Here is a 12,846-nt window from a genome sequence, read left to right as displayed (position 1 = left end):
ACATGAGCGCCAACAAGCAGCAACTGCTCAAACGCCATCGCAAGCGCAAGCGGGTGATCCTGCTGGTATTGCTTGTCGCGCTGTTGCTCACGGCGCTGTGGGCCTGGTGGCTGCCGCCTTTGCTCGCGGTGCTGCTGTGGGTTGCCCATGAGGCCTGGTTTTCCGACCACCTGTTCTACGTGCCCGGCAGCGACTACCAGTACGATTTGCAGGCCAGCGAGCGTCATGCGCTGCGCAGCCATGACGGGGTGCTTGCGTTGCCGGGCGGTTGCCTGTTGGGCGGCAGCGAGACCCTGTTGCTGCGGGTGAATTTGCGCGCCGGTTGGTTGGGGCGCCTGTTCGACCCAGCGGTGCGTATCGAAGGTGGCGTCGCCGATTGCCAGGCCTTCGAGCGTGGTGTCCGTGGTGTGCGCTACCTCAATCTGGGTGGCCAGGCCGAGGCGCTGAGCGCCGGGCGTCTGCGCCTGAGTGGCCGGCACTGCCGCGTGGCGCCGGAGGTGGAGTTGCTGGTTTTCCGTCACGCCGACTACCTGGCCAGCTCGCTGATGGTCATCGCACCCCATGCCGACGATGCCGAGCTTGCGGCTTTCGCCGCTTATGCCCAGGCAAAAAGCAGCTGGATCGTGACCCTGACCGCAGGCGAGATCGAGAACGCGCATTATCGCGAAACCTTCGGCCTCGACCTGGTCGAAGCGGCCCGGCTCAAAGGCGAGTTGCGCAGTTGGGACAGCATCGCGGTACCCCGCTGGGCCGGGGTGCCTTCCAACCAGTGCGTGCAACTGGGTTATTTCTGCATGCAGTTGCCGGCCATGCAGGCTGAGCCCGAGGCAGTTGTCGCATCGCGCGAGGCGGATCTGGTCGACACCCGGCCATTCCGCCGTTTCAACGAGGTCGCGCTGCGCAGCGATGCCGATGGCCGGCCGACCTGGAACAACCTGGTCCAGGACCTGCGCGAGCTCATCGAGCATGCGCGCCCGGCAACCATCGTGATGCCTCACCCGACGCTCGATCCACACCCGGATCACGTGTGCGCCCATGACGCCTTGCAGCAAGCGTTGCAAGGGGCGAGTTGGCAGCCGCAAACCTTGCTGTTGTACGCCAATCACCTGCACGACAATGACCGCTGGCCGATGGGCGATGCCGGTACCGGGGTGCCTTTGCCACCGTTCTTCGATGCGGGCCTGCCCATGCGTCCCTGGGTGCTGGGGGTTGGCGAGCAGCAGCAGAGGCAAAAGGCCATCGCTTTGGGTATGATGCACGACCTGCAGCCTGCGGCTCCATTCAAACGCAGGGTTCGTCGCTTCCTGCAGCGCTGCCTGGCCGCCCGGCGCTGGCCTGCATTCGGTGACAATGAATTCTTCCGCAAGGCCGTACGGCGCCACGAACTGCTGTGGGTCGGTACAGTGATCGACAAGAGAGAGCCACGGTGAAAGTCCTGTTCCTGGTCCAGAAAGAGCAACGCGCCATCCTGGACCGTCTTTACGAAGGCATCGCGGCCGACTGCGAGTGCGACATCCGTTGGCTCACTGGCGACGAGCAGGCCGATCTGCGCAGCTACTTCCATCAGCATGTGCAAGTCGATCAGTACGACCGCATCCTGTTCTTCCTGCGGTTCAAGAAAGAAATCCGCCAGGCGCGTTTCATCCGCACGCTCCCGAACCTGGTGATCCTCGAGCACGACGCCTATCAGAACTATATTCCGTGCAAGTACACCGGCAAGTTCAGCGAGTACTACCGCCAGTTGCCGTGGGCGCGGGTCATCACTTCAGGTGCGGTGGTTACCCGTCGGCTGCGTGATGAAGGTTTCGATGCGGTATTCGTGCCCAAGGGCTACGACCAGGCGCTGCTGCGCAACGAGAACCGCGAGCGCGACATCGAGCTGGCGTTCGTCGGCAGCCTGCGCAGTGTGGCCTACTCGGGCCGCAAGCAGATGCTCGAGTCGATTGCGGCGGTAGAGAACCTGCTGATCACCCGCACCAAGTCGGGCGAGGAATACAGCCAGACCCTCAGCCGTATCCGCTTTTTCGTCAGTGCCGACGTTGGCATGGGCGAGTACATGATCAAGAACTTCGAAGCCATGGCCTGTGGTTGCGTGCTGTTCGCCTACGATCAGGGCGAGGAGGAGAACCAGGCGCTGGGCTTCGTCGACATGCACAATATCGTGCTCTACCGCGACCTTGAACAACTGCGCGAGAAGCTCGCCCAACTGCGGGGCGACCTGGACCTGGCCGAGCGTATCTCGCGCAACGGCCAGCAACTGGCCGAGCAGCGTTATACCTTTCACGCGCTTGGGCAGGCGATCACCGAGGCCATGCGTGCGCCGTTACGCCCGGCCAGCAAACCCGGCCTGGTGGAGCGCCTGTTGCGTGCCATCGGTTTGGCGCGTTAAGCCCTAAACACATCGAGGAAGCCATGATCTTCAGTGAAAACAGCGAGATCACACTGGTGGTGACCAGCTGTGGTCGTTTTGAACTGCTCAAGCGCACGCTGGAGAGTTTCGATCTCTACAACACGGCGCCCATCCGCGAAGTGTTCATCACCGAGGATTCCGGTGACGAGGCGGTGCGCAGCTGCATTCCTGAGCATTGGCGCGAGCACACCACCTTCATCGTCAACAATCCCAAGCTCGGACAGTTGCGTTCGGTGGATGCCGCCTACTCGCAGGTCAAGACGTTCTGGGTGTTCCACTGTGAGGATGACTGGGCGTTCTATCGCCCGGGTTTCGTCGAGGAGTCCCAGGCTTTGCTCGAAGCCGACCCGCAAGCCTTGCAGGTCTGGCTACGCAGCTTCAACCATGACTTGCAGGTGCACAGCCCCTACGTGTTCCTGGAGGCGCGTCAGGTGCTGCAGGGTATTGCCTTCCACAAGCTGGGTTCGCACAAGGCGGAATGGCAGGGCTTCTCGTTCAACCCGGGCTTGCGCAGGCTTGCCGACTACCAGGCGCATGCGCCGTACGCCGCGCATTCGGGCGAGAAGAGCCTGTCGCGGCTCTACGCCGAGCGTGACCGCTACGCGCTGATCCTCGAGAACGACGCGGTGCTGCACACCGGGTTCGGCGAGCATGTGGAAATGCCGGAAGAGAAGATCAAGAAGGCTCGACGCAAGCGCATGGATCGTATCCGCCTGCTGGGCGTGTTGTTTATTGGACTATTGCTTGGATGGGTGTTGAAGGATGTTTGAAGGGATTGGCAGCGATAACCGCACGAGCCGGCGCTATTTCAGCGCGGCGTTGATCGTGTTCCTGGCCAGCTTCGTGCTGATGGCCTCATCGAAATGGACCAACAACATTTTCTACGCTTTCATCGCGTTGCCTGGCTTGGTGTTTCTGGTCAAGGAGCGCGGTGCGGGGTTGTTCAACGACAAGCTTGGATTGGCGTGGCTGCTGTTCCTGCTTTGGTTCCTGGTGCCCGCAGCGATTGCTGGCGATGGGCAGTTCTACAAGCACATCGCTTATGTTGCGCTCTTTGTCTTCGCTGTGGCAGGGCTGACGAATCAGGGCTTCTTCCGCTCCGAGGTGTTTGCTCGTGCGCTGTTCTGGATCATCTGCCTGTACATCTTCGGCTATTCGGCTTTCGCTTACCTGACCGGCATATATGCCTTGGGTGAGCGGGTGAGTCTGATGCCCGCGCGCATGCAGAACGTGATCTACACCAGTATATGGCTGCTCTGTGCGCTGGCACTGGCAATGCCGGGATGGTTGCACCGTCGCCGCTGGATCGAAGCGTTTGCCGCCGTGGCGCTGTCGGTGGTGGCGATCACCTTTGTCCTGCAGACGCGTACCGCGATGGTCGGCGCAGCCTTCCTGTTCGCCGCCTGGGCGTGCTGGGCGTTGTGGCGCTTCCCGCGCGTGGCCGGGAGCTGGCTGTTGGTGTTCGCGGTACTTGGAGGCATCGCCCTCTGGTTGGTGAAGGACATGGCCTGGTTCCATTCGCTTTTCGAGCGCGGTGACTCCTATCGCGGCGAGTTGTTCCACGTGATGGTCGGCGAGTGGCAGAGCTGTGGCTGGATGATTGGCTGCGGTGTCGAGTTCCATACCGACAAGCTGCTGAGCGGCTTCATGCCAATCCAGCATCCTCACAATATCTTTGTTGCGCTGGGCCTCTATACCGGTGGTGTCTCGCTGGTACTGTTCCTGGTCATTGTGGCGATGACCCTGGTACAGGCCTTGCGCCTGCGCGACCCGTGGGGCATGTACCTGGCCTGTGCCCTGGTGATGCTCAACTTCGATGGCAGCAAGCTGATCGGCAACCCCGACGAGCTATGGCCACTGGTCCTGTTGCCGGCAGCCATGGTGCTTGGCCGTGGGTTGCAGCAGCGACGTTTACGCTGATGACGATGGCCGCCTCCGGGCGGCCATCTTCGTTCAGGCCAGTGCGCTGGCCAGGTCCTGGCGACGGCAGACCTGCTGGCTGGCCAGGTAGGCCTCGATGAACACGTTGTCGCGGTCACCCAGCAACCATTCCCGATCTTGCCGATACCGCAGCATATGGCGGAAATTGCGTTGGCGTTGTGATCGGCGAAGTGGCTTGCGATATATGCGCAGGTCGGCGACATCGATCAACCCCAGTTTCCCTTCGGGCGTCAGTACCACGTTGCCCAGATGCGCGGAGCGGAAGTACACGCCTGCCTCGTGCAAGGTCGCGATGAACTGCCCGAGCTGGTCGCGCAGTTCAGGATGCTCGCCGGGTTGGTCCAGTAGTTGGCGCAGCGTATACCCTGGGAGCGGGTCGTAATGCACGGCATCGCGGGCGATCTCGGCAATCCGGTACACCGCCTTGACCTGTGGGCAGGGGATGCCGCGCGCGGCCAGGGCCTTGCAGTTGTCGGCGAAGCGTCGGGCATAGGGATACCAGGCCGCCGAGCTGATCAGGCGCTTGCGCCGGAACAGCTTGAGCATCGTGCCGTCACGCAGGCGCAGGACCTTGTCGCCAGTGCCGTCGGCTTCGAGGACATGGGCGCCCTCGCGCAGGGCAAGGTAGCGGGCGTGGTCAAGTGCGTGCATCTAGCCTCCAGGGCCATGGGTTCGGGACAGCCGCCTATCTTACCTGCAGCGGGCGGTGCGAGACACCGCGTGTGTTATAATCCCGGCTCTTTTTGACCCGACGGATTCTCATGACAGTTCCCGAATCGTCTTCGCCTGCGAGCCTGAAGATCTACCTGCGCCTGCTGGGCTACGTCAAACCCTATATCGGCATCTTCCTGCTGAGCATCGTCGGTTTCGTGATCTTCGCCTCGACCCAACCGATGCTGGCCGGGATCCTCAAGTATTTTGTCGACGGCCTGAGCAACCCCCAGGCGGTGTTGTTCCCCAGCGTGCCTTACCTGCGCGACCTGCAGTTGCTGCAGGCGGTGCCGCTGCTGATCATCCTGATCGCCGCCTGGCAGGGCCTGGGCTCGTTCCTGGGCAACTACTACCTGTCCAAGGTGTCGTTGTGCCTGGTTCACGACCTGCGCGTCGAGTTGTTCAACAAGCTGCTGGTGCTGCCCAACCGCTATTTTGACAACCACAACTCCGGGCACCTGATTTCGCGCATCACCTTCAACGTGACCATGGTTACCGGCGCTGCCACGGATGCCATCAAGGTGGTCATCCGTGAAGGCCTGACAGTGGTGTTCCTGTTCGCCTACCTGCTGTGGATGAACTGGAAACTGACCTTGGTGATGGTGGCGATCCTGCCGCTGATCGCAGTGATGGTGAGTACCGCCAGCAAGAAATTCCGCAAGCAGAGCAAGAAGATCCAGGTGGCTATGGGTGATGTCACCCATGTGGCCTCCGAGACCATCCAGGGTTATCGCGTGGTGCGCAGCTTCGGTGGCGAAAGCTACGAAGAGCGTCGCTTCAACGCTGCCAGCCAGAGCAACACCGACAAGCAGCTGCGCATGACCAAGACCGGTGCGCTTTACACGCCGTTGCTGCAACTGGTGATCTACACCGCCATGGCCACACTGATGTTCCTGGTGCTGTTCCTTCGCGGCGAGGCGTCGGCCGGTGATCTGGTGGCCTATATCACGGCGGCTGGGTTACTGCCCAAGCCGATTCGCCAGCTCTCGGAAGTCAGCTCTACCATCCAGAAGGGCCTTGCCGGTGCCGAAAGCATCTTCGAGCAGTTGGACGAGAAGCCGGAGGTCGATGCCGGCACTGTCGAGAAGGAGCGGGTCGACGGGCGCCTCGAAGTGCGCAACCTCAGCTTCACCTACCCCGGCACCGAGCGTCAGGTGCTCAGCGACATCAGCTTCACCGCCGAGCCTGGGCAGATGATCGCCCTGGTCGGGCGGTCCGGCAGCGGCAAGTCGACGCTGGCGGCGCTGATCCCGCGGTTCTACCACCACACAGAAGGGCAGATCCTGCTCGACGGCGTGGAAATCGAACAGTACCGCCTGCGCAACCTGCGTCGCCATGTGTCCCAGGTGACACAGCACGTCACCCTGTTCAACGACACGGTGGCCAACAACATCGCCTACGGTGACCTGGCCGGCGCCCCTCGGACGGATATCGAGGCCGCCGCCGCCGATGCCTACGCCAAGGAGTTCGTCGACCAGTTGCCCAAGGGCTTCGATACCGAAGTCGGCGAGAACGGTGTGCTGCTCTCCGGTGGCCAGCGCCAGCGCCTGGCGATCGCGAGGGCGCTGCTGAAGAACGCGCCACTGCTGATCCTCGACGAGGCGACCTCGGCCCTGGATACCGAGTCCGAGCGCCACATCCAGGCGGCGCTGGATCACGTGATGGAAGGTCGCACCACCCTGGTGATCGCCCACCGCCTGTCGACCATCGAGAAGGCCGACCTCATCCTGGTGATGGACCAGGGCCGTCTGGTGGAGCGTGGCACCCACGCCGATCTGCTCCAGGCTAATGGCCATTATGCCCGCCTGCACGCCATGGGCCTGGATGAAGCGGAAAAGGCCGACATCACCTGATCGGCCGTAGGGTGGGGCCTTCGCGGCCCCGCCAGTCAATCGATACAGCATTGCCGCGGTTGGCCGTAAAGCCCTGCGCAACCCTGTGCTAATATCCTGCCCCTGTTCACTTTTCCAATGATGGGTTGCCCATGAAGTTGTCCATGCCGCGTTTCGATCAAGCCCCGGTATTGGTGGTCGGCGATGTCATGCTCGACCGCTACTGGCATGGCGGTACTTCGCGTATCTCGCCTGAGGCGCCGGTGCCGGTGGTCAAGGTCGATCAGATCGAGGACCGTCCCGGCGGCGCCGCCAACGTGGCCTTGAACATCGCCGCCCTCGGTGCTCCAGCCGCGCTGGTTGGTGTCACCGGCCAGGACGAAGCCGCCGACAGCCTGGCCAACAGCCTGCAGGCGGCGGGCGTGCGCTCGATCTTCCAGCGCATCGCCCATCAGCCGACCATCGTCAAGCTGCGGGTCATGAGCCGCCACCAGCAGTTGCTGCGCATCGATTTCGAAGAACCCTTCGCCACCGATCCGCTGTCGCTGGGGGCGGAAGTGGATGCCTTGCTCGAAGGGGTCAAGGTGCTGGTGCTGTCCGACTACGGCAAGGGCGCGCTGAAGAATCACCAGTCGCTGATCCAGGCTGCCCGTAGCAAAGGCATCCCGGTGCTGGCCGACCCCAAGGGCAAGGATTTCTCGATCTACCGCGGCGCCAGCCTGATCACCCCGAACCTCAGCGAGTTCGAGACCATCGTTGGCCGTTGCGCCGACGAAGCCGAGCTGGTGGCCAAGGGCCTGAAGCTGCTCGAGGAGCTGGATCTGGGCGCGCTGCTGGTGACCCGTGGCGAGCACGGCATGACCTTGCTGCGCATCGGCCATCCGGCGCTACACCTGCCGGCCCGAGCTCGTGAGGTGTTCGATGTCACCGGTGCCGGCGATACGGTGATTTCGACGCTTGCCGCCGCCATTGCCGCCGGCGAAGACCTGCCTCATGCGGTCGCCTTGGCCAACCTGGCTGCCGGCATCGTCGTCGGCAAGCTGGGTACCGCCGCTATCAGCGCACCCGAACTGCGCCGGGCGATCCAGCGTGAGGAAGGCTCCGAGCGCGGTGTGCTGGGGTTGGAGCAGTTGCTGCTGGCGATCGATGATGCCCGTGCGCACAACGAGAGCATCGTCTTCACCAATGGCTGCTTCGATATCCTGCACGCAGGCCATGTGACTTACCTGGAGCAAGCCCGTGCCCAGGGGGACCGTCTGATCGTCGCCATCAACGACGATGCTTCGGTCAGCCGCCTGAAAGGGCCGGGCCGTCCGATCAACAGCGTCGATCGGCGCATGGCCGTGCTGGCCGGGCTCGGTGCGGTGGACTGGGTCATCAGCTTCCCTGAGGACACCCCCGAGAACCTGCTGCGCCAGGTCAAGCCGGATGTGCTGGTCAAGGGCGGCGACTACGGTATCGACCAGGTGGTAGGCGCCGATGCGACTTGCCCCGCGTTCATTTGTGCAGCGTGTCCCGCGCTCGCTCCAGCAACGCCCGGGCCTTGTCACTGAAGCGTTCCAGGTGCGAAGCCGGTTCGCGCTTGTGTTCGGCCAGGCCTTGTTGCTTCAACCAGTCCTTCCAGCGTACCCGCTCCTCCCGAACCACCCAGCCTACCTGTGGTGCAAAGCTTTCAGCCAGCCATAGGCCGCGTGTGCTCGCCGGCAGCAGTTGATCCTTCTTCAGGGTATAGAGCTCTGCCATCGGTTGGCCGTCCTTCAACGGCATCAGGTAAAGGTCTGGTCTTTTGCGGTCCAGCCGTGCCACCAGTTGGTCGCCCTCGAGCCGTTCATCGACATGGAACAGGCTCAGTGACTTGGCCTCCTTGGGCACTTGCAGACGCAGGTCGTAGATCAGCTGCAACGACGCGGTGGGCAGGTGCACGTAGGCCCGTGGCCGCTCCAGCAGGGTCAGGCGGGCGCAATGCACCGGGCGGGCGGCACCGGACTCAGGCGAGAGCACGAACGGCAGTGCCTCGCGATAGTGCAGGGCGGTGGCATAGGGCGCCGGCAGCCAGGTATCGTTGAAGCGCCCGCCAAGCCAGCCTTCAGGGGTTTCCAGCAGGCACTCCTCGGCCACTTCCTGGATCGCCGTGTGCAGCGGCAGGTTCAGCTCGTGGGCCGGGACATAGCCGGAAATCAGCTTGAGCACCACATCGCCACGGTCCTGTCGGCGTTGGCGCACCAGCACCCAGTAGTCGCGGCCTTGCCAGTTCAGGGTGAGGCGCACCGACACACCAAGGTTGGCCAGCTCCGCCACGAAGTGCTCGGGGTTGGCAACCTGGATGGCCTTGCGCCGCTGCAGGGTCTGGGCGAAGTTCAGCGGCATGCCGATGCTCTGGTAGGTCAGGCCATCGGGCGTGGCCTCGACGTGCAGCGGCAGGGTCTTGAAGTTGCTCGGATTCTTGCGGATCAGCGTACGCGGCACGAGGCTCCTCCTTGCGTTGGGCCCCCGCCAGGGCGGCTCAGGGCCGGCCCAGGATGCGGGCGACGGTGGCCACGTTGTGGGCCAGGTGTACCGGGTTGATGGTGCCGACGATGGCACTGCACACACCGGGGTGGGCGAACAGCAACTCGAAACTGGCCTGCACCGGGTCGACCCCCGGCGCCAGGCAGATATGGCCGCTGGCCAGGGCCTTCTTTACCAGGATGGCCTTGCCGTGTTCGGCAGCGTAGTCGAGCACGGGCCGCTCCGCCTGCTCGTTGAGGTTGTAGGTGACCATGGCGCAATCACCTTGTTCCAAGGCCCTCAGGCCACCCGCGGCAGTCTTGCCGGAGAATCCGTAGCCGAGGATCTTGCCTTCGCGCTTGAGCGCGGCCAGTGTTTCATACACCCCTTCCTGCTCGAGGATCGCCAGGTCGTTGCCATCGGAGTGCACCAGCACCAGTTCGATACGGTCGGTTTCCAGGCGCTTGAGGCTGCGTTCGACCGAGCGACGGGTATGGGCGGCGCTGAAATCGAAATGCGACTGGCCATCCTCGAACTCTTCCCCGACCTTGCTGACGATTACCCATTGCTCGCGTTGGCCTCGCAGCAACGGGCCGAGGCGCTCCTCGCTGCGGCCATAGGCCGGGGCGGTGTCGATCAGGTTGATGCCCAGCTCGCGGGCCTGGGCGAGCAGCAGGCGGGCGGCCTGGTCATCGGGGATGGTGAAACCATTGGGGTATTTGACGCCTTGGTCGCGGCCCAGCTTGACCGTGCCCAGGCCCAGTGGCGATACCCGCAGGCCGGTGCTGCCCAAGGGGCGGTGGTGATCGTGCAGGGTCGGCAGGCTCATGGCAGCAGTTGCTCCCAGGCTGGCAGCGCCAGCGGTGGACGCGGCAGGTCGGCAAGGTCCGGCTGGCTCGCCGGGCGCACGCCGTCACGCTCGAAGCTGGCCAGCACACGATCGGCGAAATCTGGCGCCAGGGCCAGCTTGGTCGGCCAGCCGACCAGCAGGCGTTGCTGGTCGGCAAGGAAGGCGTTGTCCGGGCGTACCAGGCCCGATTGCGCGGGCTCGGCGCGATCGACGCGCAGGGTGGCCCAGCGGACCAGGCTTTGATCGACCCAAGGCAACAGGCTGGCAACTTCCTTCTGCGCCGCGGCGATCTGCGCGGCGGGCTCACGGGCAACGCCGTCAGCCTCGGCGATATCGCCCCCCAGGTACCACACCCATTGGCCATCGGCGGCCGGGTGGGTGGTCACGGTGATGCGCGGCTTGGGGCCGCCGCCCAGGCAGTGGGCATACAGGGGCTTGAGGTTGGGCCCCTTGGCCAGGACCATGTGCAGCGGGCGGCGTTGCATGGCCGGTTGGTTCAGCCCCAGGGCGTGCAGCAGGCCTTCGGTGCCACCGCCGGCGCTCAGGACTATGCGCTGGGCGCGGATCTCGCGGTCATCGACCACCAGGCCGGCGAGCTCTTCGCCGTCGCGCAGCGGTTCGATTCGCTCGCCGGCCAGCAGGCTGTCACCCGCCAGTTGCGCGAGGTTGGCCAGCAGGCTGGGCACGTCGATGACCAGTTCGGCCAGGCGGTAGACCTTACCCTTGAAGGCGCGGTCCTGCAGGGCCGGCGGCAGTTGCTCGCCCTTGACCTGGTCGACCCGGCCGCGCACGGCCTTGCTGGCGAAGAAACTGGTGAGGTTGCCCGCCAGGGTGCCGGGGGACCACAAGTAGTGGGCATCGGACAGCAAGCGGGTGCCGCTCAGGTCCAGCTCGCCGTTGCCGGCCAGCGCTTCGCGCCAGCGTCGCGGCATGTCGGCGATGGCCTCGGAGGCGCCGGTGAGGGCGCCGTGCAAGGCATATTTGGTGCCGCCGTGGATGATGCCTTGCGACTTGATGGTCTGCTCGCCACCCAGGCTGGCGCGCTCCACCAGCACCGTCGAGTAGCCCAGGCGGCGCAGCCGGGCATTGAGCCAGAGGCCTGCGACCCCGGCGCCGACGATCAGCACGTCAGTGGTAATGGCGGATGGCATGCGGGCACCTCGAAAACTGGGACAGGTGCGCAGTATACAGGCTGTGGCGTCGTGCTGACCCCTGTGGGAGCCGGCTTGCCGGCGATAGGGCCGCGCAGCGGCCCCATGGGCTCAGGCTCAGTGCCCTGCGGTATTGGAAAACACCTGGATCACCACCACCCCGCCGACGATCATGGCCATGCCCAGCATCGCCGGCACATCCAGTTTCTGCCCGTAGATCACCAGCGCCGCGATGCTGATCAGCACGATGCCCAGTCCCGACCAGATCGCATAGGCGATGCCCACCGGAATGCTGCGCACCACCAGGGTCAGCATCCAGAACGCCACGCCGTAGCCGCAGACCATCAGCAGCAGCGGCAGCGGCGTGTTCAGCCCCTTGACCGCTTTCATGGAGGCGGTGGCGATGACTTCGGCGCAGATGGCGATGGCGAGATAGGTGTAGGCGTTCATGGTGCGGGTTCTCCGTTGCTGGATGGGCATTCTAGGGAATTCCTGGATGCGGTAAAGTCATTACCTATCTGCTTTGGAGATAGGATAGGGATGACTGAACACTGGAGCCTTGAACAACTTCGCTTGTTCGTGCGGACCGCCGAACTACGTTCGTTTTCCGCCGTGGCCCGAGAGCAGCACAAGGCCCAGTCGGCGATCAGCAGCGCCATCGCCTTGCTCGAGGCGGACCTGGGCGTGACCCTTTTCGAGCGCAGCAGCGGCCGGCAGCCGCGCCTGACCGAAAGCGGCGCCGCGCTGCTGGAGGACGCCCGCGAGCTGTTGCGCCAATGCGAGCGTCTGGACGGTCGGGCACTCGCGTTGATGCGTGGCCAGGAAGCGCTGTTGCGGGTGGCCCAGGACGAGGCCATGCCCTACCAGCCGGTGATCGACAGCCTCGACGAGCTGGCGGTGCGCTACCCCTTCCTGGAGGTGCAACTGGCCAGCGGCGCCCAGGGCGATGTGGCGCGCAAGCTGGTGGAGCGGCGCGCCGACCTGGGGTTGTTCTTTCACCATGAAAGCATTCCCGCCTCGTTGGAGCGACGCGCCCTGGGCAGCGTCGAGATGGTCACGGTGTGTGCCATCGACCACCCGCTGGCACACTTGGCCAAGGTCAGCCGCCAACAACTGGCCCGCCATCGCCAGTTGCTGATTACCCCGCAGCAGAGCGGCTACCCCGGCGGCGAGGCGATCAGCCCGCAGATCTGGCGTGCCGACAGCTTCTATGCCATGGCCGAATTGCTGATGCGCGGCCTGGGCTGGGCCTGGCTGCCGCGTCATGTGGTGCAGTACCCCACCTACCAGGCGCAGATGGTCGAGCTGGACAGCGAATGGCGCCCGCCGGCGCTGGTGGCGGAACTGGCCTGGCGCCGTGACGAGCCCTTGGGCCCTGCGGCGCAGTGGCTGGCCGAGCGCTTCGCCGTGCACCTGCGGGCCATTGGCTGACAGGCCTTTTCATCCAGTTCCTAGTAAACTCCG

The 12,846-nt window shown here is 64.2% G+C and carries 11 protein-coding genes and 1 pseudogene; 7 read left to right on the top strand and 5 right to left on the bottom strand.

Annotated features, from left to right (window positions below; genetic code table 11):
• The first annotated feature begins 2 nt into the window (after positions 1–2).
• Genes AC3WL2_RS00835 through AC3WL2_RS00820 form a run of 4 tightly spaced genes read left to right on the top strand, consistent with a single transcriptional unit; the run spans position 3 to position 4,330 of the window.
• Positions 3–1,430 (top strand): PIG-L deacetylase family protein, encoded by a 1,428-nt coding sequence (locus tag AC3WL2_RS00835; protein WP_102682196.1) that lies wholly within the window; start codon positions 3–5, stop codon positions 1,428–1,430.
• Positions 1,427–2,389 carry a glycosyltransferase family protein gene (locus tag AC3WL2_RS00830; RefSeq protein WP_102682195.1) on the top strand — a complete coding sequence of 321 codons (963 nt, stop codon included), beginning with the start codon at positions 1,427–1,429 and terminating at the stop codon, positions 2,387–2,389. Before AC3WL2_RS00835 ends, AC3WL2_RS00830 begins: the two co-directional genes overlap by 4 nt.
• 23 nt (positions 2,390–2,412) lie before the next feature.
• Positions 2,413–3,180: a glycosyltransferase family 2 protein gene (locus AC3WL2_RS00825; RefSeq protein ID WP_102682194.1), complete on the top strand. Its 768-nt coding sequence runs from the start codon at positions 2,413–2,415 to the stop codon at positions 3,178–3,180.
• Positions 3,173–4,330: a hypothetical protein gene (locus AC3WL2_RS00820; protein ID WP_102682193.1), complete on the top strand. Its 1,158-nt coding sequence runs from the start codon at positions 3,173–3,175 to the stop codon at positions 4,328–4,330. The genes AC3WL2_RS00825 and AC3WL2_RS00820 overlap by 8 nt, the downstream gene beginning before the upstream one ends.
• Before the next feature lie 33 nt (positions 4,331–4,363).
• On the opposite strand, the gene AC3WL2_RS00815 is transcribed toward AC3WL2_RS00820, so the two are convergent.
• A complete protein-coding gene (locus tag AC3WL2_RS00815) occupies positions 4,364–5,002 on the bottom strand; it encodes a phosphotransferase (RefSeq protein ID WP_102682192.1) in 639 nt (212 codons plus the stop codon).
• Positions 5,003–5,112: 110 nt separating this feature from the next.
• On the opposite strand from AC3WL2_RS00815, the gene msbA reads away from it, so the two are divergent.
• The gene (gene msbA, locus AC3WL2_RS00810; protein WP_102682191.1) at positions 5,113–6,915 is read left to right on the top strand and encodes a lipid A export permease/ATP-binding protein MsbA; all 1,803 of its coding nucleotides are present in this window, start codon (positions 5,113–5,115) and stop codon (positions 6,913–6,915) included.
• A gap of 131 nt (positions 6,916–7,046) precedes the next feature.
• A pseudogene (hldE, locus tag AC3WL2_RS00805) lies at positions 7,047–8,372 on the top strand (bifunctional D-glycero-beta-D-manno-heptose-7-phosphate kinase/D-glycero-beta-D-manno-heptose 1-phosphate adenylyltransferase HldE); the annotation flags it as partial.
• A gap of 19 nt (positions 8,373–8,391) precedes the next feature.
• On the opposite strand, the gene AC3WL2_RS00800 reads toward hldE, so the two are convergent.
• From AC3WL2_RS00800 to AC3WL2_RS00785, 4 genes are all read right to left on the bottom strand, one after another.
• Positions 8,392–9,360, bottom strand: a complete 969-nt coding sequence (locus tag AC3WL2_RS00800) for a metal ABC transporter ATPase (protein ID WP_102682189.1) — start codon at positions 9,358–9,360, stop codon at positions 8,392–8,394.
• A 37-nt stretch (positions 9,361–9,397) separates the two neighbouring features.
• Positions 9,398–10,210: an aldo/keto reductase gene (locus AC3WL2_RS00795; RefSeq protein WP_102682188.1), complete on the bottom strand. Its 813-nt coding sequence runs from the start codon at positions 10,208–10,210 to the stop codon at positions 9,398–9,400.
• Positions 10,207–11,382 carry an NAD(P)/FAD-dependent oxidoreductase gene (locus AC3WL2_RS00790; protein WP_102682187.1) on the bottom strand — a complete coding sequence of 392 codons (1,176 nt, stop codon included), beginning with the start codon at positions 11,380–11,382 and terminating at the stop codon, positions 10,207–10,209. The genes AC3WL2_RS00795 and AC3WL2_RS00790 overlap by 4 nt, the downstream gene beginning before the upstream one ends.
• Positions 11,383–11,499: 117 nt before the next feature.
• On the bottom strand, positions 11,500–11,832 hold the full coding sequence (locus AC3WL2_RS00785; protein ID WP_050707183.1) for a DMT family transporter: 333 nt from the start codon (positions 11,830–11,832) through the stop codon (positions 11,500–11,502).
• A gap of 90 nt (positions 11,833–11,922) precedes the next feature.
• Here AC3WL2_RS00785 and AC3WL2_RS00780 point away from each other — a divergent pair, with 90 nt between their 5' ends.
• On the top strand, positions 11,923–12,813 hold the full coding sequence (locus AC3WL2_RS00780; protein ID WP_102682186.1) for a LysR family transcriptional regulator: 891 nt from the start codon (positions 11,923–11,925) through the stop codon (positions 12,811–12,813).
• The last annotated feature ends 33 nt before the right edge of the window (positions 12,814–12,846 follow it).

The sequence above is a fragment of the Pseudomonas sp. FW305-96 genome (assembly GCF_058783825.1).
The sequence above is the reverse complement of the archived record's forward strand: the minus strand, read 5'-3'. Positions and strand labels throughout refer to the sequence as shown.